The sequence below is a fragment of the Pseudomonas arcuscaelestis genome (assembly GCF_016881005.1).
Classification (GTDB): domain Bacteria; phylum Pseudomonadota; class Gammaproteobacteria; order Pseudomonadales; family Pseudomonadaceae; genus Aquipseudomonas; species Aquipseudomonas arcuscaelestis.
This window is the reverse complement of the sequence record NZ_JACOPV010000001.1, coordinates 83,258-103,859: the sequence shown is the minus strand read 5'-3', so window position 1 is coordinate 103,859 and position 20,602 is coordinate 83,258. Positions and strand designations below refer to the sequence as shown.

Below are 20,602 nucleotides of genomic sequence, written 5' to 3'. Positions count from 1 at the left end.
GCAGCGGTGGCAGTCGGCCAAGCCGCCTGCGCATGCTGAAGGCACTATAGACAGTGAGGCCATTTGTTGTCATCTACTGGTAACCAGGCGTTCGATCAGCCCATCGGTGAGTCGGGCGGTCAGGCCATACACCGACAATTGCGGATTGGCACCGATGCTGGTGGGGAATAGCGAACCGTCATGTATCGATAGGTTGGCCAGTTGATGATGGCGTCCAAGACTGTCGCAAACAGCCTGGTGAGGGTCTTCGCCCATGGCGCAGCCCCCCATTACGTGGGCACTGCCCAGGCGTGTGCGGAACAGTTCCAGGCTCAGGCCGTCGATCATTTTCCGAGCTTCTTGCAACGACTTCACATAGCGACCGTCGCTGTGCACAGGCAGGACGGCCTCAGCACCTGCAGCAAACTGGATTTCAGCCATGCTGTGGAAAGCGCGGCGTACACCCTCCCAAGTGTAGGGCGTTACGGCGTAATCGAGTACGGGCGAGCCATCACCGCGCAGTTGAACTTCGCCGCCAACACTTTGCGGGTGGAAACCGTCGCGGAGCAAAGCGAGCATCATGTGGGTGTTGGGGAGCTGCTCCATACGTGTTGCATTTTCAATACCCATGCCGCCGAGTAACGTGGCGGCCAGCGCGGGCTGTAGCGGTGGTACTTCAAGCTTGTAGCCTATTGGGCCGGTGACGCCATCGCGCCATTGAAAGTGATCGGAGTAGATCGACTGTGGAGCGCCGTAAAATGGATTGACCTTGTCCTTGAATAATCCGGCACTGAAGTTGACCAGATGCAAGAAAGTACGTTTGCCCAGGCGCTCATGCGGGTCCGGGGCGTCCGAGCGCAGCAACAGGCCGGGGCTGTTGATTCCGCCGCCTGCGAGAATGTAGTGCCGGGCCTTGACCTCAATCTTGCGCCCCGTCGGGTTTACGCAGCGGGCGTCCATGGCCAGGCATTGCAGGCCACTGATGTGTTCACCGTCGTGGATCAGTCGTTCAGCCCGCGCCAGATAAAGCAATTCCCCACCTTTTTCCAGGGTGGCGGGAATGGACGTTACCAGCATCGATTGCTTGGCATTGACCGGGCAGCCCATGCCGCAGTAACCCAGGTTCCAGCATCCGCGCACATTGCGTGGAATGACTTTCCAGCTGTAATCGAGGGCTTCGCAACCGCGGCGCAGCACTTCGTTGTTGGCATTGGGTGGCATGGCCCACGGCGTGATGCCCAGGCGTTGCTCAATACGCTCGAACCAGGGCGCAAGCTCGGCACTGCTCAGGCCTTTCACGCCGTGCTCGCTGGCCCAATGCGCAAGCGTCGGTTCCGGCGTGCGGAAGCTCGACGTCCAGTTGATCAGGGTGGTACCTCCCACGGCACGGCCCTGCAGGATGGTGATTGCGCCATCTTTGCTCATGCGCCCGATACCTTCCTGGTAGAGGCTGGAGTAAGCCTCGTCTTCGAGTAACTTGAAGTCGCTGCTGGTTTTGAGCGGCCCTTCCTCGATCAACAGTACTTTGAAACCGGCGGCACTGAGCATTTCGGCACTGGTGGCGCCACCGGCGCCGCTACCGATGATGACTACATCGGCTTCCAGGCTCAGGTCTTGGTCCAGGCGCGAGGCGTCACGGGTTTTCCAACCGCGGGCTATGCCCTCACGGAACAGGTCTGGTACGGGCATCTTCAGCCTCTTGTCGTTGTAAGTTGATTCAGATCTTCGGAGGGCCTGGGTAGCCGCATTGCGCCCACGATTGAGGCAACTCGTACCAGGCCATTTGCAACAACTGCAGCAGTGAGGCATGGCCCATGCGCAGTAGATTCAGCGAGCTGTTTTCCCAGCGCTGTAAAAAGGCCTGCAGTTGTTCGGCGTTGGCGCTTTCCCAGCTGCCCCAGATACCCGTGAGTGGCCCACGGGTAACTGGCAGAGCGAGCACGTCGAACAATTGCTGCGTCAGCTTGAGCATCGCCGGGGACAGGCTGGCGAGTTTGCTGTCCAGTCGGTTGAGCACTGCGTCAACGTTTTCGGCGGCAAAGGTACCGGCAAGGATCACCGGAATCAGGCTGCGAAGAATCGGCAAGTCACCCTGGCGCAAGGTGATGAAACCGCTGGCCGGCGTTTGCGCCGAGCAGCCGCTAAGGCTCACGCCCAGGCCGGCCGTAGCCAGGAACGCAGTAGCGCTCAGGCTGAACTTGAGCAGTCCGCGACGACTCAGGGCGGATGTTGCAGGCAGATTTGTGGTCATTGTTGTTGTGCCTGGAGTTGTTGTTAGCGAATGAAGAGTTTGTACACCCACTTGATCAAGGGCTTGCCATAAGGCGGATAGATCAGGCGTGCGGCGTTCAAGCGTTGCTTGGCGAACACTGCCTTGGCTTTGCTAAAGGTCAGGAAGCCGTCGTGACCATGGTAGTGGCCCATGCCCGAGGGGCCGACGCCGCCGAAGGGCAGGTCGTCCTGTGCGACGTGCAGCAGGGTATCGTTCAGACATACACCGCCAGAGTGGCTCTGCTCGAGCACCTTCTGCTGCTCGCCACGGTCATAGCCAAAGTAGTAAAGCGCCAAAGGGCGAGGCCGTTGGTTGATATAGGACAGCGCTTCATCAAGATGGTCGTAGGGCACCAGCGGCAGTAGTGGTCCGAAGATTTCGTCCTGCATGACGCGCATGTCGTCGTTGACTTGCAGCAGCAGGTGCGGAGGAAGGCGGCGGCCCTGGCGGGGTTCCTGTGAGTACAGGTCGATGATTTTCGCGCCTTTGTCACGAGCATCATCGAGATAACTTTCCAGGCGTGCCAGGTGACGCGGATTGATGATCGCGGTGTAGTCCGGGTTATCTGCCACGCGCGGGTAGAAGCGATGTACGACGCTGCGATAAGCGTCCGCAAAGTCATCCAGACGTTCACGTGGCACTAGGACGTAGTCTGGGGCCACACAGGTCTGGCCGGCATTGAGGGTCTTGCCGAAGGCGATCCGTTCAGCCGCATCGGCCAGGGGCACGGTTGCGGAGATGATGGCTGGCGACTTTCCACCCAGTTCCAGGGTAACGGGCGTCAGGTTCTGCGCCGCTGCCAGCATGACGTGGCGGCCGACGCTGGTGGCGCCGGTGAACAGCAAGTGGTCGAAGGGCAGGCGAGAAAATGCTTCGCCGACATCGGCTTCGCCTAACACCACGGTGATCAAGTCTTGGGGAAACGCAGACTCCAGCAATTGCTTAAGTAACAAGCCAGTTGCTGGTGTGGCTTCGCTGAGCTTGAGCATGACTCGATTGCCAGCTGCCAGGGCGCAGGTTAAAGGGCCCATGGCCAAAAACAGCGGATAGTTCCACGGCACGATGATCCCCACCACGCCCAAGGGCTGGTACACCACCTTGGCGCTGGCAGGCTGGAAAGCCAGGCCGACTTTGCGCGGTGAGTCCTTCATCCACTGCTTGAGGTGGCGCTCGGTATGACGCAGCCCCTGGATGGTTGGCATCACTTCGGCTAGTCGCGTTTCATCGACACTGCGGCCGCTAAAGTCCTCGCTGATGGCTGCGGCGAGGGCGTCCTGGTGCGTGAGCAGCATGTGTCGCAGGCTTTTCAGCCATTGCAGGCGCTGCGCTGCGGGCGGCATGGGGTTACCGGCAAAAGCCTGACGCTGGACGCTGAACTGGGTGTCGAGGTCATCAAGGGAGCTAGAGGGTAAAAGACGAGCAGCGTCGGCGGTCATGCGAAACTCCACGGCAGGGTGTTTTTCTAGAGCTTATACTCTAATGCTCGTGTTTTGCGACTAGTTTTTAATGACATGCAGGTACATCCACATTCGGATAAACCGTAAGATGGACCTAATCAATTAAAGCTCGGCATCTGGAACTGATCATGGCCCCGCGCATCAAGACCCGCGACCGCATCGTGCAGACCAGCCTGGAACTGTTCAATCAGCAGGGCGAGCGCAGCGTCAGCACCAATCACATTGCAGCGCATATGGAGATTTCTCCCGGAAATCTGTACTACCACTTCGCCAATAAGCAGGAAATCATTGCCGTGCTCTTCAGTCAGTACGAAGAGCAGGTGGAGAGCTTTTTGCGTCCACCGCAAGATCGCGTTGCCACGGTTGCCGACAAGCGCTTCTACCTCAAGGAGCTGTTAGCGGCGATGTGGGATTACCGCTTCTTGCACCGAGACCTTGAACACCTGCTCGACAGTGACAAGGAGCTGGCGGCCCGTTATCGACGTTTTTCCCAGCGCAGCTTGATTCAGGGTCAGGCAATCTACCGTGGTTTCGTGGAGGCTGGGCTGGTAGCCATGGATGCCGTGCAGATCGAGTCGCTGACACTCAATGCCTGGATTGTGCTGACCTCCTGGGTACGGTTTCTCTGCACTACTCGGGAAAGTTCGGCCTACCTCAGTGAAGATGCCTTCAAGCGAGGCATCTATCAGGTATTGGTTCTGGAACTCGGTTTTGTAACTGCGCAAGCCCGCCCTGCGGTGGACGCCTTGTGCCAGGAGTTTTACGTATCGCTTAACCAGGCACTGGAGCAATAAAGCCCAGGCCCTATCCGTTCAATCGTTCAGGAGACTGTCATGCCCCTCGCGCAACTGATCACTGCCCAGCAATTGGCCGAACGCCTGGAGGCGCCGGAGCTGGTGATTCTCGATTGCCGCTTTGCCCTGGAAGATATCGACTATGGCCAGCGTAGTTATGCTGAGGGGCATATTGCCGGTGCGCATTTTGCCGACCTTGAACGCGATCTCAGTGGACCGATCATCAAGGGTGTGACCGGTCGCCATCCATTGCCAAGCCCAGAGCGGTTGGTCGAGCGCCTGCAAGACTGGGGAATCGATAGCGACAGCGAAGTCGTTCTGTACGACGACGGCCCGGGTGCGTTCGCTGTGCGTGCCTGGTGGCTGCTCGCCTGGCTCGGCAAACGTAGTGGCGTGTCGATTCTCGATGGTGGCCTCAAGGCGTGGCACGCAGCAGGATTGCCGCTGAGCCTGGACGCACCGGTTAAACGCGAAGGCTCTTTCAAAGGCGAACCCGACCCTGCAATGCTGCTTGATGCCACGCAGTTGGCACAACGCCTGGGCCAGGCCGACCTGACCCTGATTGATGCCCGCGGACTGCCGCGTTTTCGTGGCGAAGTGGAACCTATCGATCCGGTTGCCGGGCATATTCCCGGCGCGCAATGCGCAGCTTTTACCGACAATCTGGGACCGGACGGTCGCTTCCTGGCTGCCGAACAGCTCAAAAAGCGCTTCGCTGAAAAGCTGGGCAAGCGCGCGCCAGAGCAGCTTGTTGCCTATTGCGGTTCAGGCGTGACGGCTTGCCATAATCTGTTTGCCTTGTCGCTGGCGGGGTATCCGCTGGGCAAGTTGTACGCAGGGTCGTGGAGTGAGTGGATTACCGACACTCAGCGCCCTGTGGCCACGGGCGACTAAGTCCTACAGGTCTGCCAGCCACTGCGGTATGCGTCTTTCCAGGTAATAGCCGGGATCACGTACGCTGCCATCGACAAAGCCGACATGACCACCGCGCGAATGCAGCTCTAAGGTGGTCATCGGCGCCAGCTCTTTTGCCTCAGGCAAGCTATGGCTGAACACGAACGGATCATCGCGGGAATGGATGATTAGCGTGGGCGTGCGGTTTTCACCCAGGTAATAACGGCTCGAAGCCCTGCGGTAATAGTCCTTGGCATCGATAAAACCATTGAGTGGCGCAGTGACCTTGCCATCGAAGTCCCAGAAGGTACGCAGGTTTTCCAGCGGCCCCAGGCGATCCAGTGCCGCCAGTCCTTCCTGATGGCCGTGGTGCTCGAAGTGGCGCTGCTTGTCCTTCACATAGGCGAGCATGGCGCGCATGAAATGCGCTTGGTAAACCCGTGAAAAGCCCAGGCCAATCCGGTCGGCGCATTGATCCAGGCGAAACGGAACCGACACTGCCACCGCTGCCTGCACCTGGCTCGCCGAGCCTGCTTCACCCAAATGTTTGAGCAGCACATTGCCACCCAACGAGTAGCCAACCGCGTAGATCGGTGCCAGCGGACGACTGCTGCGCAGATGCGTGATTGTCTCCGCCAGGTCTTCGCTGGCGCCGGAGTGATAGCTGCGTGCAAGAAGGTTGGGCTCGCCAGAGCAGCCTCGCCAGTTCAGGGCCACGCTGGCCCAGCCTCGCGCCGCGAGGCAACACTGCAAACCGATCACATAGGGTGAGTTGGAAGACCCGGTCAAACCATGGAGCAACAGCACCAGTGGCGCACCGGGGCTGTGTGGTCCATGCCAGTCGAGGTCGAGAAAGTCTCCGTCGGCTAGCCAGAGCCGCTCGCGCCGGCGGCTCAAGGCAGCCGATTTGCGCCATAGCGGCCCCCACAATGTCTGCAGGTGTGGATTGCCCAGCCCCCGGGCGGGCTTGAAGGGGCTGGGCGCAGAAGAAGACATCGTGGTGTACTCACAAATCCTGTTACAAGTTAGTGTATGCCGGGTTCCTGAACTTCGCTGCAATCAACCCGCAGGTTGTTCGGGTAAGGGATGCTGTTCCACTGTAGGGCCGACGCTGATCCGCACCAGCTTGTCGAGCTTTAGGTGTTTTTTCAAGGCGACATTCAGCTCATCCAGTGTCAGTGTCTGCACCTGCTCGATAAACGCCTGCCGGTAGTCCAGTGGCAACTGATGTACGCCTGTGCGCATCAAAATCTGACTGAGCTGTTGATTGCTTACCGACTCTCGAAGGTAGACACCGCGCAATTTGTTCTTGGCATCGATGAACTGTTGTTCAGTCGGGCCGTTATCCGCGTATTCCTGCAATAGGTCTTCGAGCAGCGCAACGGTGCCCTCCTGGTATTTGGCTTGAACTTGCGTGTTGAACACCCAGATCCCGGTGCCAGTTGGTTGCAGCAGGTGTGAGCTGGCGCTATAGGTCAAGCCGCGTCGAGTGCGCAGTTGCTCGAAGAGCCTAGATGTTGATCCCCCACCAAGTATCAGATTGGCCAAGGTCAGTGCCGGTGCGTCGGGATGATCGATACCAACCCCTGGTATAGCCATAAGCAGGAGTGATTGAGCGCCGGGGTGTTCGAGGTGATAGATTTCCGGCTCGAACGTTGTCGGTTCCTGCAGGGGCGGCAGGGCCGTGCCTCCAGGCAAGGCAGTGGATAGTTGGGTGGCGATATCACGGGCCTGTTCTTGAGTGAGATCGCCGACCAGGGTGATCAGTGCATTTTCGGCGTTGAATGCATGTTGATGAAATGCCTGAAGGTCGGCGACTTTCAATGCTTCAAGCGTCTGCGGTGTACCAAGCTTGGGAGAGGCATAGGGATGACCGGCATAGGTATGCGCATACAGCTGCGTGAGAGCTTTGGTCATGGCGTAATCGTTGTTTCGCGCTGACAGGCTGTTCATCTGATCCTTGATCAGTTGCAACTTGTCTTCGGCAAACTGTGGTTGTCCCAGTACTTCGGCCAGCAACGCCACAGCCTTGTCCCGGTGCGGTTCAGAACTGAGGCTGCGCACACTCACATAGGTGTAGTCGAGATGAACCGATTTTTGGAATTTTGCACCGATTTCGTCAAAACCCTCAGCAATTTGCAGGTCATTACGCTGAGTCGTTCCCTCGTCAAGCATGCCCGTTGTGAGTTGAGCAAGTCCTGAAGCGCCATCGTCCCGAGCGCTGCCTGCGTCAAACACGACCCGCACATCGAACATCGGTAACTTCGCGCTGCGCAGAAACAGCACCTGGCTCCCCTGGGGCGTTTGCCACGATTCGATTGCCAGCTGTAATTGCGCAGGAGAAGCGGGAGGCGTCTTCAATGACTCCAGCTCAAGGACTTGGGGTTGTTCTTGCGCACTGGTCACACCGCACACAAGCACCAGCAAGGCAGATAGAAAACTGCAGGGCATTTTAATCATTTTCGGCCTCCTCGGCCTGGAAATAGGCAGCAGCGAAACGCTCGCGGGTGAAGTACGAAGCCGCGACTTGTTGAATTTTTTCCGGTGTTATTTGCGCCAACCTGGCGGCATCAGCATCCAGTTGGGAGATCGCCAGGTCACTTCCAAGGAGGGCTGAAATCCCGGCCGCCTGGCCTTCCAGATGGTCTTGAGCAAAGACCTTTTCAGCCAACAGCAGGGCTATGGCACGTTCAAGTTCTTCCGGCTGCGGTGGGCTCTGCTTCAAAGTGTTCAGCTGCGCCCAAATGGCCTTTTGTATCTCCGGCAGTGGGCGAGGTTGGGCGATATTGACCAATGCGGTGATCTCAAAAAGCGTATCGCCCCGTGATATCGCTTTGTATTTGACGCGAGGAGAGGAAAGGATTGCCTGCTGACGATGCAGGCGGGTGCTGAGTCGCGCCCCCATTCCTGCTCCCAGCAGCGCCTGGATCAAACGCAAGGCCTCCACATCTTCTGCATGCTCGGCTGTTGCATAGGTGGGCACGTTGAAGGCCATGTTCAGTAATGGGGTGCTGGATTTATCGAGTACCGTCATTGTTCTCGGGCCCAACGGAGCAGACTGTAAGGGCCGCTTTGTCACCGGCAGGTGTTGCCGGGTGAAGCCTGCGAAGTAGTGTTCAACCTGCGCTCGGACTTCATCGAGTTGCACATCACCAACGACAACCAAGGTGACGTTATTGGGTACATACCAGGCCTGATACCAGGATTTCAGCTCCTCGTTGTTCATGCGCTCAAGGTCATTCTGCCAGCCGATTACAGGCGTGCTGTAGCTGCTGGTGTAGGCGATGGAATGTAATTGCTCCTGCGTTCTATCGGTTGGGTAACCGTCCACCTCTTCACGTCGCTCCGACTTCACTGCCTCTATCTCGCGATCGAACTCGGCAAAGGCGAGAGTGGCGCCCTGAAGCAAGTCAGCGTTCAGCTCCAGCGCCACAGCCAGGCGATCGCTGGGCAAGGTCTGGTGGTAGACCGTCATGTCGCGGGTGGTGTATGCGTTCTGGCTGCCGCCCAGGCGTTCGATGATTTGCGAGAACTCTCCGGGTGCAGCCTTTGAGCTGCCCCGAAAAAGCATGTGCTCCAGCGCATGAGACAGGCCCGATTGGCCGGGGTACTCATGGCTAGAGCCGACTTTGACAAGCATGTGGGTGGTGACCACCGGTGCTCGGCGATCTTCGCTGACGACCACTTGCAGGCCGTTATCCAGGCTGAATGTGTGACGCACAGGCAAGTCGGCCAAGGCTTGGCCGGAAAACAGAAGCGCGCCAAGCAGGCCGCTTCCTAGGCAATAACGTCGTTCCATGACGGCGCTCCTTCTGGTTAGTGACCAGAGGAACGATCAGCCACAACGAGGGGCCGCAGGGGCTATTTAATTACCGCACTGTTGGCGGTCCCCGCATTCACAGGGACCGCGAGGCAGTTCAGCCACGCTGCCAGAGGGCGTAGTACACCTGTCCGGCTTTTTTCTCTCGGTGCAGACGCCAGTTGCCTGGCAGTTGCAGCGTAGAAGGTGGGGTTTCGCTTTCGGTATAGATCCAGGCATTGGCAGCCAACCACTGGCGTTCTTCGAGGAGTGCGCAGGTGGTTGGTAGCAGGTCCTGGTGAAACGGTGGATCGAGGAATACCAGATCGAAAGCAAGCTTCGGCTCGCCTTGCAGGTAGCGCTGGGCGTCGCTCTGGATCACCTGGCCGCGAGGGCAGCGCAGGGTCTCCAGGTTTTGCCGCAGGCTGGCAATGGCCGCCGGATTGCTGTCCAGCGCAACAGCTTCGCAGGCTCCACGCGACAGCGCCTCGAGGTACAAGGCGCCGCTACCGGCGAAGGCGTCGAGGACCTTGGCCCCTTCGACGTGTGGTGCCAGCCAGTTGAACAGCGTTTCACGCACTCGATCGGGCGTGGGGCGCAGCCCAGGGGCGTCAGGAAAGCTCAGGCGGCGGCTGCGCCATTCTCCGGCAATGATGCGCAGTTGGCCTTGGCCGTTGTGTTGCTTGGCCGATTTTGCGGATGGACTGGCCATTAATGCTCCGGTACACCAAGCGGCTGCTCGGCGGGTTTGTCAGTGGGCGGCGGCAGAGGTTTCTGCGGCACGCTTGGTCCTGCAGTGACAATCACCATTTTGTCAGCTGCGAGGTGTTTGTTGAGTGCGGCCTTGACCTGTTCGACAGTCAGGGCCTGGGATTGCTGCATGTAGTCTTCAAGCCAGGTCAGCGGCAGGTCATAGAAGCCAATGGCACCCAGTTGGCCAACGATGCTGGCATTGCTGGCATTGGACAGCGGAAAACTGCCTGCCAGTTCGCGCTTGGCCTCGTCCAACTCTTGCTGGCTCGGGCCAGTCTTGAGGTAATCGGCAAGGATATCCTGGACCAGCTTGAGGGTGCCCTCGCTGAGCTCGGCGCGGGTCTGCAGGTTGATCATGAACGGGCCACGTACCTGCATCGGACTGAACACAGAGTATACGCCGTAGGTCAGGCCGCGTTTCTCACGCACTTCGCTCATCAGACGAGTGCCAAAGGCGCCGCCACCCAGAATCTGGTTACCCAGCGACAGTGCAGCGTAGTCCGGGTCGTTGCGGTCGATGCCCAGCTGCGCCAGCATCAGATGCGTCTGGTTGGACGGAAAGTCGATATGTATAGTGCCTGGCTTTGGCTCCACAGGCTGCGTCAGCTTGGCCAGCGCCGGGCCCTTGGGCAGGGCTGCCGAAACCTGGGAGGCAATGGCTTCGGCTTCGCTGCGGCTGAGGTCGCCAACCAGGGCGATGACGGCATTGCCCGCGGCGTAGGCCTTGGCATGGAATGCGCGTAGCTGCTCCAGGGTGATCGGGGTAATGCTCTTGGCGGTGCCATCGCTTGGATGAGCATATGGGTGGTTGCCATACAGGTGCTCGAACAGGGCAATGCTGGCCAGCTTGCCTGGGTTCTGCTTCTGGTACTCGAAGCCGGCCTGCAGCTGGTTCTTGATCCGCTCAAGGGCATCTTGGGGGAACGTAGGTTTGCCGACAACTTCAGCGAACAGCTTCAGCGCCGGTTCACGCTTGTCTACCGCGCTCAGGCTGCGCAACGAGGCCACGGCCATGTCGCGATAGGCGCCGTTGCCGAAGTCTGCACCCAGCCCTTCGAAACCTTCGGCAATGGCGGTAACGTCCTTGCCGGAGATACCCTCATTGAGCATCGCGTTAGTCAGGGTGGCCAGGCCCGGCGCGTCACCATCCTGGCTGCTGCCGGCAGCGAAGGTCAGGCGCAGGTCGAACATTGGCAGTTCGCGTGCTTCGACGAACAGCACCTTGGCACCTTCGGCAGTGTTCCAGGTCTGGATGTTCAACTGGCGGCGGCTGGGTGCCTTGCCATCGAGCTCTGCCAGTGTCTGCAAAGTATTGGTTGGCTTGGCTGCTGCGCTGTTGGCAGGCTGCGCGGCATTGTCCGATTGGGCCGGCTTGGCCAGGAAGAACGCCGAAGCGCCTACCAGTACCAGGATGCCCAGGCCGATCAGGGTGTAACGGGGTGCGCTACGTTCACTCATGAGCGTTCTCCTCGGGCAGTACATGGGCAACGCTCAGGCGTTCACGGGTGAAGTAGGTGCGCGCGGCATTCTGAATGTCGGCCGGGGTTACGTTCTTGAGTTCATCGAGTTCGCTGTCAATCAGCTTCCAGGACAGGCCGACGGTCTCCAGCATGCCGATGGATGTGGCCTGGCTGCTGATAGAGTCGCGATCGTAGACCAGTCCGGCGATAACCTGGGCGCGTACGCGCTCAAGCTCTTCGGCTGACGGCGGGGTGTTTTTAAGCTCGTCGAGTAGCGTCCAGATACCGCTCTCGACTTCGGCGAGGGTTTTTTTCTTCTGCTGATTCGGCGTGGCCGAGATCAGGAACAGGCTGTCGCCACGGGTAAATGGGTTGTAACTGGATGACGCTCCGGAGACTAACTCCTGGCCACGCTCCAGGCGACTTGGCAGGCGCGCACTGTAGCCTCCATCCAGCAATGCCGAGATCAGGCGCAGGGCATGCACGGTACGCGGGTCCTTGGCGGTTGCCAGGCCGGGGGCGTTGAAGCCGTAAATCAGGCTCGGCAGCTGGGTACGCACATGCAGGGTGGTTTCGCGCAAGCCAGGTTCGGCCAGTTCCAACGGCAGTTTGGTCGGTGGAATGGCACGTTTTGGGATGGCGCCGAAGAAGCGCTGGGCCAAACCTTTGACCTCATCGACGGTAACGTCGCCGACGATTACCAGCGTGGCGTTGTTCGGGGTATACCAGGACTCGTACCAATGGCGTAGTTCTTCGACCTTCATGCGGTCCAGGTCTGCCATCCAGCCGATGGTGGGCGTGCGATAGCTGCTGGCTGGGAAGGCCATGGCGCTGAACAGCTCGAAGGCTTTCGCGTTGGGCTGATCGTCGGTGCGCAGGCGACGTTCCTCTTTGATTACCTCGATTTCGCGACTGAACTCGTCAGCAGGCAAGCGCAGACTACTCATGCGGTCGGCTTCCAGCTCCAGGGCTACCGGCAGGCGGTCGCGGGCCAAGACCTGATAGTAGGCGGTGTAGTCGTCGCTGGTGAAAGCGTTTTCTTCGGCACCCAGATCGCGCAGGATCCGTGAGGCTTCGCCAGGTCCCAGCTTCTCGCTGCCTTTGAACATCATGTGTTCCAAAGCATGGGAAAGGCCGGTCTGGCCAGGGGATTCATAGGTAGAGCCCACCTTGTACCAGATCTGCGAGACCACCACCGGTGCGCGGTGGTCTTCGCGCACGACCACTTTAAGGCCGTTGTCGAGAATGAACTCATGGGTGGGTTGCGGATCGGCGGCAAAGGCCGCGAACGGCAGACAAACTGTGCTGAGCAACAGGCCAGCGGCGCGGCGGGCTAGAGCATTCATACGTTGTTTAACCTGTAGGACTGCCCGCATGGTCTTAGCGTCAGCGGGCTAGGAGGTGCTAGGATACTGATCCGGTTGCCCGTCGACCATGCCTGTCGTGGATCTGACCTGCAGGCCACAAGACAAAATGCTGCGCATGAACGAGCCGGAATAAAAGTAGTCTGTTCTGCGTAAAAAGAATTCTCGAAGCGCCACAGTGGCGCTTCGCTACCCTGAGATAGCCGTCTTCCATGTTTGGTTCCAACGACGACAAAAAGACGCCGGCCGCGGCTGGTGAAAAAAAAGGCCTGTTCGGCTGGCTGCGCAAAAAGCCCCAGCAACCTGTTGCCGAACAGCCACAACCCCCCGCACCGATTGAGCCGGAGCAGGTGGCAACGCCGACTGTCGAAGTTGCTTCGACCCCGGCTGCGGCACCTGATCCTGCTCATGTTGTGCCCGTCGAAGCCCCGCAGGCACCGTCCGTCGGGCTGGTTCTGCCGGTTCCTGAAGAGCCGGTAGCACTGGTCGCCGACCTGGAGCCGCACGAGCCTCCACCCATCCCTGAACGTCCGGTTCAGGTGGCAGCGGCCCAGCCCGAGCCGGAAGCTGAGCCCGAGCCCGAGCCCGAGCCGCTGGCGGTTGAGCCCGTGCTCGTGGTTACAGCGCCAGAACCTGTTGCGCCACCGGTAGTCCTGGCCGAGCCTGCGCCTGTAGCGCCTGTAGCGCCTGTTGCAGAGCCTGCGCCTGTCCAAGACGTAGTCCCCGTTAGTACCGAGGAAAACAAGGGCGGTTTCTTCGCTCGCCTCAAGCAAGGGTTGTCCAAGACCAGCGCCAGCATTGGCGAGGGCATGGCCAGCCTGTTCCTGGGCAAAAAAGCGATCGATGATGATCTGCTCGACGAAATCGAAACTCGCCTGCTGACCGCAGATGTGGGTGTTGAAGCCACTTCGACAATTGTCCAGAGCCTGACCCAGAAGGTTGCTCGCAAGCAGTTGGCCGACAGTGACGCCCTGTACAAGTCGCTGCAAGGCGAGCTGGCTGACATGCTCAAGCCTGTCGAGCAGCCGCTGCGTATCCAGTCCCAAACCAAGCCTTTCGTAATTTTGGTCGTGGGTGTCAACGGTGCCGGTAAAACCACCACCATTGGCAAACTGGCGAAAAAGCTTCAGCTTGAAGGCAAGAAAGTCATGCTGGCTGCCGGTGACACTTTCCGTGCCGCAGCGGTCGAGCAATTGCAGGTGTGGGGTGAACGTAACAATATTCCGGTCATTGCCCAGCACACCGGCGCCGATTCCGCTTCTGTGATCTTCGATGCGGTCCAGGCTGCGAAGGCGCGTGGTGTTGATGTATTGATCGCCGACACCGCCGGTCGACTGCATACCAAAGACAACCTGATGGAAGAGTTGAAGAAGGTCCGTCGGGTTATTGGCAAGCTCGATGCCGACGCGCCTCACGAAGTCTTGCTGGTGCTCGATGCAGGCACCGGGCAAAACGCCATCAACCAGGCCAAGCACTTCAACCAGAGCGTCGAACTTACAGGCTTGGCCCTGACCAAGCTCGACGGCACCGCCAAGGGTGGGGTGATCTTTGCCCTGGCCAAGCAGTTTGGCCTACCGATCCGCTATATTGGCGTGGGTGAAGGTATTGACGATCTGCGCACCTTCGAAGCCGAACCCTTCGTGAAAGCACTGTTTGCCGAGCGGGAGCACCCATGATTCGATTCGAACAGGTCGCCAAGCGCTACCCCAATGGTCACGTAGGCCTGCATGAGTTGAGTTTTCGAGTGCGCCGCGGCGAGTTCCTGTTCGTCACCGGTCATTCCGGTGCGGGCAAAAGTACGTTGCTGCGCCTGTTGCTGGCTATGGAGCGTCCTACCAGCGGCAAACTGTTACTGGCTGGACAAGACCTTGGGCAGATCAGCAATGCCCAGATTCCCTTTCTGCGTCGGCAGATTGGCGTAGTGTTCCAGAATCACCAGTTGCTGTTCGACCGTACCGTGTTCAACAACGTTGCCTTGCCGCTACAAATCCTCGGACTGTCCAAGGTCGAAGTGGCCAAGCGCGTCGATTCGGCGCTTGAGCGCGTCGCGCTTTCGGACAAAGCCGAGCTGTATCCTGGCGATTTGTCCACAGGGCAACAGCAGCGTGTTGGTATTGCTCGGGCCATTGTCCATCGCCCGGCCTTGCTGCTGGCGGATGAGCCCACCGGTAACCTCGACCCGCGCCTGGCGGCAGAGATCATGGGTGTATTTGAAGATATCAACCGCTTGGGCACCAGCGTGCTGATCGCCAGTCACGACCTGGCGCTGATTGCGCGTATGCGCCATCGCATGCTGACACTACAACGCGGTCGCTTGATCGGCGACGGGGAGGCCGGGCAATGAGTGCGACACGCAGTCCCAAGGTTTCCGAGCGCGTGGCGCCCAAGGCCGCTGATCCGCAGCCTGAAAAAAACAAACGCAGCAGCCATGACGACGATGGTCCAGACTTCCGCACCCTTCTGCACGCCTGGCTGGAAAGCCATCGCTCCAGTCTGCTCGATAGTTTACGTCGCCTGGGCAAGCAGCCAATTGGCAGCTTTTTCACCTGCCTGGTAATGGCTGTGGCCCTGAGCTTACCCATGGGGCTGTCGTTGCTCCTGAGCAACGTCGAGCGTCTGGGAGGATCGTGGCAGCGAGCGGCACAGATTTCCCTGTACCTCAAACTGGATGCCAGCAGCCGTGATGGCGAAGCGCTGCGTGAGCAGATCAAGGGAATGCCTGGCGTTGCCGAGGCCGAATACGTTAGTCGTGAAAAAGCCCTGGAAGAATTCCAGCAGCAATCCGGTCTGGGGGATGCCCTGCGTGAACTGCCGGAGAACCCACTTCCGGGTGTCGTCGTCGTAACACCGGCGGAAGTCGACAAGCCAGCGCTGGAAGCCTTGCGCCAGCGCCTTGCAGAGCTTCCCAAGGTGGATGTGGCGCAGTTGGATCTGGTTTGGGTCGAGCGCCTGGCGGCAATTTTGAAGTTGGGTGATCGTTTTGTTTTTGGTCTGACGGTCCTGCTGGTGTCGGCGCTGCTTTTGGTAATTGGTAACACAATTCGCCTGCACATCGAGAACCGCCGTACCGAAATTGAAGTCATCAAGCTGGTAGGCGGCACTGACAGCTATGTGCGCCGGCCTTTCCTGTACATGGGCGCGTTATATGGCCTGGGCGCAGGAGTTTTGGCTTGGGGCGTACTGGCATTCGGCCTGAATTGGCTGAATGACGCGGTTATCGGGCTTTCTGGTCTTTATGGCAGTAATTTCGCATTGGCAGGGGTTCCGTCTGCCGATGGTCTGTCGCTCTTGCTTGGAGCGGTGTTGTTAGGGTATATCGGTGCTTGGATTGCGGTCGCCCGCCACTTGCGAGAGCTTGCACCGCGATAGTGTCTTTTTGCTGCTATTGACTCTTTTCATATTCAAGGGAACTTGTTTCGCGGTTCCCGGTCAATGTTGGCAGTGCCTGAGGGCACGAGTTCAGTGAGTCGGAGGTTTTTTCGTATGACCACTTCGTTGCAACCTGCCTATGCCCTGGTTCCCGGTGCAAACCTGGAAGCCTACGTGCACACAGTCAACAGCATTCCATTGCTGTCGCCTGAGCAGGAGCGTGAACTGGCCGAGAGTCTCTACTATGAGCAAAATCTAGAGGCAGCTCGGCAGATGGTGCTCGCGCACCTGCGCTTTGTCGTACATATCGCTCGCAGCTATTCGGGCTACGGGCTGGCCCAGGCTGACCTGATTCAGGAAGGCAACGTTGGCCTGATGAAAGCGGTCAAGCGTTTCAACCCTGAAATGGGTGTGCGTCTGGTGTCCTTTGCCGTGCACTGGATCAAAGCCGAGATTCACGAGTTCATCCTGCGTAACTGGCGTATCGTCAAGGTCGCTACCACCAAGGCCCAGCGCAAACTGTTCTTCAACCTGCGCAGCCAGAAAAAACGCCTGGCCTGGCTGAACAACGATGAAGTTCATCGCGTTGCTGAAAGCCTGGGCGTCGAGCCACGTGAAGTGCGCGAGATGGAGAGCCGCCTGACTGGTCAGGACATGGCCTTTGACCCAGCGTCCGAAGCCGATGACGACAGTGCTTTCCAGTCGCCGGCCAATTACCTGGAAGACCATCGCTACGACCCGGCTCGTCAGTTGGAAGATGCCGACTGGAGCGACAACTCCACCAGCAATCTGCATGAAGCACTGCAGGGCCTGGATGATCGTAGCCGTGACATTCTCTATCAGCGCTGGCTGGCAGAAGAGAAAGCCACGCTGCACGACCTGGCCGAGAAATACAGCGTGTCTGCCGAGCGTATTCGGCAGCTGGAAAAGAATGCGATGAACAAGGTTAAAGCCTTGATCGCAATCTAAGTCGCGATACGCCACAAACAAAAAGCCCCGACGTGTCGGGGCTTTTTTTAGGCATCACGGATTTTTGTGGGTAGATGGGGCAGGGCTGGGTTGTGCACTGCAAATGAGTGCTTATCCCGTTACGGCATCATCAAGAGTTACGGCCGCCTCCCGTTCGGTACGCCCCCCCCCGGTCAGACAATTAATCGATGTTGCAGGTGAGCTGCAGGATATGGTCGTGTTCGTGAATGGTTCTGTTAGCGAGCACTTCAATCGCCGCCACCTGTTCGCTGGTCAGGTTGTATCCTTCATCCCCTCGCTGGGACGCTATCCACCCCATGATTGCCGCTAGCTGTGTATCGCATCCGTCCGGCAGCGCGATTTCATAAGCTAGTTGTTCGGTCTCTTTATCGAATGCTTCAATGATGTATTTCAAGGTTCCACCTCGCGTGCATTGCCCGAAAGTCCTTGGGCCACTTCATATAGGCGCGGAGAGATTGTCATACCGAACCGGCAATCCGTGAAAACCCTTTTTTATGGTGCCGGGCCATTCACGCGACAACGCCGGTCTATAATCGCGCCACGTTGGCCCCGCCACTCTTTCCGCCACCCATGTCGAGACTGTTATGACCATTTCCTTGTATGCCGCTTCTGTTCCTGTTTTCAAGCAAATGCTCAACGCCTTGAGTGAGGTTCTGAACAAGGCCGAAGCTCACGCTACGGCTAAAAACATTGATCCGAGCGTCTTCCTGCAGGCTCGCCTTTATCCGGATATGTTTCCACTGGTTCGCCAAGTGCAGATCGCGGTTGATTTCGCCAAGGGTGTATCGGCACGCCTGGCTGAGGTCGAGTTGCCGAAATACGATGACAGCGAAACCACCTTTGCTGAGCTGCAAGCACTGATCAGTAAGGTTCTGGCTTTCTTGGACGGCGTTGCGCCAGCGCAGATCGATGGCAAGGAAGGTATTGAAATCGTGACCCGTCCGGGTACGCCGAAAGAGAAGCGCTTCACTGGCCAGGCTTATTTGCTGACCTACGGCCTGCCGCAGTTCTTCTTCCATGTCACCACCACTTACGCAATCCTGCGTCACAATGGTGTGGAAGTGGGCAAGCGTGATTACATGGGCGCGTTCTAAGGCATTTACCCCGTAATCGGCAAATAACGAAAACCCGGCAAAGTGTGCGCTTTACCGGGTTTTTTATTGGTTCCAGGGCGCCTTGCGCGGGCTGTCCAATTGCGCGAGGTAGTCGCTGCCACCCAATTGGCGCATCTGTTGGCGAATCCAGCCCGCACGCCGTGCCACGTAGCTGCTGGGGCGGCTAGCGCTCCATCTGAGCGGGCTGGGTAGCACGGCGGCCAGTAGGCTGGCCTGTTGGCGGTTCAAGCGGCTGGCGTCGACGCCAAAGTGATGTTGGGCCGCAGCCTGGGCACCGAACACACCTTCGCCCCATTCGGCGCTGTTGAGGTAAACCTCCAGAATCCGCTCCTTGGACCAGAGCAGTTCGATCAGGGCGGTGAACCAGGCCTCAAGGCCCTTGCGTAGCCAACTGCGTCCTGACCAGAGAAACTGGTTTTTCGCCACTTGCTGGCTGAGGGTGCTGGCGCCGCGGATGCTGCCACCGCGCTCGTTGTGCGCCAGTGCAGCCTGGATGGCGATGAAGTCGAAGCCCCAATGGTTGGCGAATTTCTGGTCTTCGCCGGCAATGACCGCCACTTTGAGTTCGTCCGAAATGCGCTCCCAGGGTTCCCAGTCGCGCTGCAGGTCAATCGGTTGGCCGTTGAACCATGATTCGATCTTGCGTTCGACCATCAACGCCGTGCCTGGGGGAGGGATCCAGCGCAGCACCAGCACCAATAAAGCACTGCCGGCGGCGAACCAGAGCAGGGCGCGGGTAAGACGGCGGATTATGGAGGACAACATAGAGATGGCTTGGCCGAACCGAATGAGCGGGCCATTATACAGACCCTGTGATGACTAGGAGTCGCCCCATGTTGCGTAGTTTTCTTTTGCTCGCCGCGTTTTTCGGCTTCACCGGTGTCGCCTTGGGTGCATTTGCCGCTCACGGGTTGAAGGGACGCTTGAGCAGTGAGTACCTGGCGATCTTCCAGACAGGTGTAACGTATCAATTGGTCCATGCCCTGGCGTTGTTTGGGGTTGCCGTATTGGCTACGCAGTTGCCGGGTCGCCTGGTGGGTTGGGCTGGTGGCTTGTTTACCCTGGGCATCGTGCTTTTCTCTGGCAGCCTTTATCTGTTGACCCTCAGCGGGATTGGCAAACTGGGCATAATCACTCCAATCGGCGGCATGGCCTTCCTCGGCGGCTGGTTGTGCCTGGGCCTGGCTGCCTGGCGCCTGGGTTGACTTGGCGGTCCGAATCGAGACGAATGGCGATGCTTGGCCTTGGTCGCAGCACCTGATCAGGGCTAGAATGCGGGCCCCTAAAAATAATGGTGGCCGTGCGCATGCGCATTCAATTGAACGGTGAACCCTTCGAGTTGCCCGATGGCGAAAGCGTCGAGGCCCTGCTGACCCGCCTGGACCTTGTCGGGCGCCGTGTCGCGGTAGAGCTCAACCTGGACATCGTGCCACGTAGCCAGCACGCAGCCACAGCGCTGCGTGAAGGCGACCAGGTCGAAGTCGTGCATGCCATCGGCGGCGGCTAGAGGCCCAGGATTACCTTGCAAGTCCCTCAACCATTCAGAGGATTTCCGATGAGCAACCTTCGCAGCGACAAGCCCTTCACTCTGGCCGGCCGTACCTTTCAGTCGCGTCTGCTGGTCGGCACTGGCAAGTACCGTGACCTTGAAGAAACCCGCCTGGCCATTGAAGCCTCGGGTGCCGAAATCGTCACCGTCGCCGTGCGCCGGACCAATATCGGCCAGAACCCGGGCGAACCGAACCTGCTCGATGTGCTGCCGCCGGATCGCTACACTATTTTGCCCAATACAGCGGGTTGCTATGACGCAGTCGAGGCGGTGCGCACCTGCCGCCTGGCCCGTGAGCTGCTTGACGGCCACAACCTGGTCAAGTTGGAAGTACTGGCCGACCAGAAAACCCTGTTCCCCAACGTCATTGAAACTATCAAGGCCGCCGAAGTGCTGGTCAAGGATGGTTTCGACGTGATGGTCTACACCAGCGACGATCCAATCATCGCCCGTCAGTTGGCTGAAATAGGTTGTATCGCCGTCATGCCATTGGCGGGTCTGATTGGTACCGGCTTGGGCATCTGCAACCCGTACAATCTGCAGATCATCCTTGAAGAATCAAAAGTACCGGTGCTGGTAGATGCCGGCGTCGGTACTGCTTCGGACGCTACAATCGCCATGGAAATGGGGTGCGAGGCGGTGCTGATGAACTCGGCCATTGCCAATGCCCAGCAACCTATCATGATGGCCGAAGCCATGAAGCACGCCATTGTCGCCGGTCGCCTGGCTTATCTGGCCGGTCGTATGCCGAAGAAACTCTATGCCAGCGCCTCGTCGCCGCTGGATGGTCTGATCAAGTAAGAGCAC

Annotated in this window: 20 protein-coding genes and 1 pseudogene; 10 read left to right on the top strand and 11 right to left on the bottom strand. The window is 58.8% G+C overall.

The annotated features are described in order from the left end of the window. Positions 1-69 precede the first annotated feature (69 nt). From H8F21_RS00435 to H8F21_RS00425, 3 genes are read right to left on the bottom strand one after another with little or no spacing between them, the layout of a single operon-like run. Positions 70-1,668, bottom strand: a complete 1,599-nt coding sequence (locus H8F21_RS00435; RefSeq protein ID WP_203479055.1) for a GMC family oxidoreductase — start codon at positions 1,666-1,668, stop codon at positions 70-72. Positions 1,669-1,696: 28 nt separating this feature from the next. Further along, on the bottom strand, positions 1,697-2,230 hold the full coding sequence (locus tag H8F21_RS00430) for a twin-arginine translocation pathway signal protein (RefSeq protein ID WP_203479056.1): 534 nt from the start codon (positions 2,228-2,230) through the stop codon (positions 1,697-1,699). Positions 2,231-2,253: 23 nt separating this feature from the next. Beyond that, on the bottom strand, positions 2,254-3,687 hold the full coding sequence (locus H8F21_RS00425) for a coniferyl aldehyde dehydrogenase (protein WP_203479057.1): 1,434 nt from the start codon (positions 3,685-3,687) through the stop codon (positions 2,254-2,256). Between the two features lie 149 nt (positions 3,688-3,836). Between H8F21_RS00425 and H8F21_RS00420 the strand changes: the two genes are divergently transcribed. Both H8F21_RS00420 and H8F21_RS00415 read left to right on the top strand, forming a co-directional pair. Next, entirely contained in the window at positions 3,837-4,502 is a 666-nt protein-coding gene (locus tag H8F21_RS00420) for a TetR/AcrR family transcriptional regulator (protein ID WP_136478620.1), read from the top strand. A 39-nt stretch (positions 4,503-4,541) separates the two neighbouring features. Then, positions 4,542-5,396 carry a sulfurtransferase gene (locus H8F21_RS00415; protein WP_203479058.1) on the top strand — a complete coding sequence of 285 codons (855 nt, stop codon included), beginning with the start codon at positions 4,542-4,544 and terminating at the stop codon, positions 5,394-5,396. A gap of 3 nt (positions 5,397-5,399) precedes the next feature. On the opposite strand, the gene H8F21_RS00410 is transcribed toward H8F21_RS00415, so the two are convergent. The 6 genes from H8F21_RS00410 to H8F21_RS00385 all read right to left on the bottom strand — a co-directional run bounded on the left by H8F21_RS00410 (position 5,400) and on the right by H8F21_RS00385 (position 12,754). Continuing rightward, positions 5,400-6,392, bottom strand: a complete 993-nt coding sequence (locus tag H8F21_RS00410; protein WP_203479059.1) for a hydrolase — start codon at positions 6,390-6,392, stop codon at positions 5,400-5,402. A 63-nt stretch (positions 6,393-6,455) separates the two neighbouring features. Beyond that, positions 6,456-7,856, bottom strand: a complete 1,401-nt coding sequence (locus H8F21_RS00405; RefSeq protein WP_203479060.1) for a M16 family metallopeptidase — start codon at positions 7,854-7,856, stop codon at positions 6,456-6,458. Continuing rightward, a complete protein-coding gene (locus tag H8F21_RS00400; protein ID WP_203479061.1) occupies positions 7,849-9,195 on the bottom strand; it encodes a M16 family metallopeptidase in 1,347 nt (448 codons plus the stop codon). The genes H8F21_RS00405 and H8F21_RS00400 overlap by 8 nt, the downstream gene beginning before the upstream one ends. Positions 9,196-9,313: 118 nt before the next feature. Next, entirely contained in the window at positions 9,314-9,907 is a 594-nt protein-coding gene (gene rsmD / locus H8F21_RS00395) for a 16S rRNA (guanine(966)-N(2))-methyltransferase RsmD (RefSeq protein WP_203479062.1), read from the bottom strand. Next, positions 9,907-11,406 (bottom strand): M16 family metallopeptidase, encoded by a 1,500-nt coding sequence (locus H8F21_RS00390; RefSeq protein ID WP_203583909.1) that lies wholly within the window; start codon positions 11,404-11,406, stop codon positions 9,907-9,909. The genes rsmD and H8F21_RS00390 overlap by 1 nt, the downstream gene beginning before the upstream one ends. Continuing rightward, positions 11,399-12,754 (bottom strand): M16 family metallopeptidase, encoded by a 1,356-nt coding sequence (locus tag H8F21_RS00385; protein WP_203479064.1) that lies wholly within the window; start codon positions 12,752-12,754, stop codon positions 11,399-11,401. The genes H8F21_RS00390 and H8F21_RS00385 overlap by 8 nt, the downstream gene beginning before the upstream one ends. A gap of 230 nt (positions 12,755-12,984) precedes the next feature. On the opposite strand from H8F21_RS00385, the gene ftsY reads away from it, so the two are divergent. From ftsY to rpoH, 4 genes are all read left to right on the top strand, one after another. After that, entirely contained in the window at positions 12,985-14,448 is a 1,464-nt protein-coding gene (ftsY, locus tag H8F21_RS00380; RefSeq protein WP_203583908.1) for a signal recognition particle-docking protein FtsY, read from the top strand. Further along, the gene (gene ftsE, locus H8F21_RS00375) at positions 14,445-15,116 is read left to right on the top strand and encodes a cell division ATP-binding protein FtsE (RefSeq protein WP_065757980.1); all 672 of its coding nucleotides are present in this window, start codon (positions 14,445-14,447) and stop codon (positions 15,114-15,116) included. The genes ftsY and ftsE overlap by 4 nt, the downstream gene beginning before the upstream one ends. Further along, positions 15,113-16,141, top strand: a complete 1,029-nt coding sequence (gene ftsX / locus H8F21_RS00370) for a permease-like cell division protein FtsX (RefSeq protein ID WP_203479066.1) — start codon at positions 15,113-15,115, stop codon at positions 16,139-16,141. The genes ftsE and ftsX overlap by 4 nt, the downstream gene beginning before the upstream one ends. Before the next feature lie 114 nt (positions 16,142-16,255). Continuing rightward, the gene (gene rpoH / locus H8F21_RS00365; protein ID WP_136478610.1) at positions 16,256-17,110 is read left to right on the top strand and encodes an RNA polymerase sigma factor RpoH; all 855 of its coding nucleotides are present in this window, start codon (positions 16,256-16,258) and stop codon (positions 17,108-17,110) included. Between the two features lie 181 nt (positions 17,111-17,291). On the opposite strand, the gene H8F21_RS00360 is transcribed toward rpoH, so the two are convergent. Further along, on the bottom strand, positions 17,292-17,525 hold the full coding sequence (locus H8F21_RS00360) for a DUF7683 domain-containing protein (RefSeq protein WP_203479067.1): 234 nt from the start codon (positions 17,523-17,525) through the stop codon (positions 17,292-17,294). 190 nt (positions 17,526-17,715) lie between these two features. Between H8F21_RS00360 and H8F21_RS00355 the strand changes: the two genes are divergently transcribed. Next, positions 17,716-18,225, top strand: coding sequence for a DUF1993 domain-containing protein (locus tag H8F21_RS00355; protein WP_136478608.1), 510 nt, complete (start codon positions 17,716-17,718; stop codon positions 18,223-18,225). A gap of 63 nt (positions 18,226-18,288) precedes the next feature. Here the strand turns inward: H8F21_RS00355 and mtgA are convergent. Further along, positions 18,289-19,046: pseudogene (mtgA, locus tag H8F21_RS00350) on the bottom strand (monofunctional biosynthetic peptidoglycan transglycosylase). 33 nt (positions 19,047-19,079) lie between these two features. On the opposite strand from mtgA, the gene H8F21_RS00345 reads away from it, so the two are divergent. The 3 genes from H8F21_RS00345 (at position 19,080) to H8F21_RS00335 (ending at position 20,596) form a co-directional block, all read left to right on the top strand. Beyond that, on the top strand, positions 19,080-19,451 hold the full coding sequence (locus H8F21_RS00345) for a DUF423 domain-containing protein (protein ID WP_136478606.1): 372 nt from the start codon (positions 19,080-19,082) through the stop codon (positions 19,449-19,451). Between the two features lie 101 nt (positions 19,452-19,552). After that, the gene (gene thiS, locus H8F21_RS00340; RefSeq protein ID WP_107024977.1) at positions 19,553-19,753 is read left to right on the top strand and encodes a sulfur carrier protein ThiS; all 201 of its coding nucleotides are present in this window, start codon (positions 19,553-19,555) and stop codon (positions 19,751-19,753) included. A gap of 48 nt (positions 19,754-19,801) precedes the next feature. After that, on the top strand, positions 19,802-20,596 hold the full coding sequence (locus tag H8F21_RS00335) for a thiazole synthase (RefSeq protein ID WP_136478604.1): 795 nt from the start codon (positions 19,802-19,804) through the stop codon (positions 20,594-20,596). The last annotated feature ends 6 nt before the right edge of the window (positions 20,597-20,602 follow it).

Bases quoted from the DNA above. Each gene is read 5' to 3' on its own strand.
- H8F21_RS00435 (WP_203479055.1), bottom strand. From the start codon at position 1,668: ATGCCCGTACCAGACCTGTTCCGTGAGGGCATAGCCCGCGGTTGGAAA.
- H8F21_RS00430 (WP_203479056.1), bottom strand. From the start codon at position 2,230: ATGACCACAAATCTGCCTGCAACATCCGCCCTGAGTCGTCGCGGACTG.
- H8F21_RS00425 (WP_203479057.1), bottom strand. From the start codon at position 3,687: ATGACCGCCGACGCTGCTCGTCTTTTACCCTCTAGCTCCCTTGATGAC.
- H8F21_RS00420 (WP_136478620.1), top strand. From the start codon at position 3,837: ATGGCCCCGCGCATCAAGACCCGCGACCGCATCGTGCAGACCAGCCTG.
- H8F21_RS00415 (WP_203479058.1), top strand. From the start codon at position 4,542: ATGCCCCTCGCGCAACTGATCACTGCCCAGCAATTGGCCGAACGCCTG.
- H8F21_RS00410 (WP_203479059.1), bottom strand. From the start codon at position 6,392: ATGTCTTCTTCTGCGCCCAGCCCCTTCAAGCCCGCCCGGGGGCTGGGC.
- H8F21_RS00405 (WP_203479060.1), bottom strand. From the start codon at position 7,856: ATGATTAAAATGCCCTGCAGTTTTCTATCTGCCTTGCTGGTGCTTGTG.
- H8F21_RS00400 (WP_203479061.1), bottom strand. From the start codon at position 9,195: ATGGAACGACGTTATTGCCTAGGAAGCGGCCTGCTTGGCGCGCTTCTG.
- rsmD (WP_203479062.1), bottom strand. From the start codon at position 9,907: ATGGCCAGTCCATCCGCAAAATCGGCCAAGCAACACAACGGCCAAGGC.
- H8F21_RS00390 (WP_203583909.1), bottom strand. From the start codon at position 11,406: ATGAGTGAACGTAGCGCACCCCGTTACACCCTGATCGGCCTGGGCATC.
- H8F21_RS00385 (WP_203479064.1), bottom strand. From the start codon at position 12,754: ATGAATGCTCTAGCCCGCCGCGCCGCTGGCCTGTTGCTCAGCACAGTT.
- ftsY (WP_203583908.1), top strand. From the start codon at position 12,985: ATGTTTGGTTCCAACGACGACAAAAAGACGCCGGCCGCGGCTGGTGAA.
- ftsE (WP_065757980.1), top strand. From the start codon at position 14,445: ATGATTCGATTCGAACAGGTCGCCAAGCGCTACCCCAATGGTCACGTA.
- ftsX (WP_203479066.1), top strand. From the start codon at position 15,113: ATGAGTGCGACACGCAGTCCCAAGGTTTCCGAGCGCGTGGCGCCCAAG.
- rpoH (WP_136478610.1), top strand. From the start codon at position 16,256: ATGACCACTTCGTTGCAACCTGCCTATGCCCTGGTTCCCGGTGCAAAC.
- H8F21_RS00355 (WP_136478608.1), top strand. From the start codon at position 17,716: ATGACCATTTCCTTGTATGCCGCTTCTGTTCCTGTTTTCAAGCAAATG.
- H8F21_RS00345 (WP_136478606.1), top strand. From the start codon at position 19,080: ATGTTGCGTAGTTTTCTTTTGCTCGCCGCGTTTTTCGGCTTCACCGGT.
- thiS (WP_107024977.1), top strand. From the start codon at position 19,553: ATGCGCATTCAATTGAACGGTGAACCCTTCGAGTTGCCCGATGGCGAA.
- H8F21_RS00335 (WP_136478604.1), top strand. From the start codon at position 19,802: ATGAGCAACCTTCGCAGCGACAAGCCCTTCACTCTGGCCGGCCGTACC.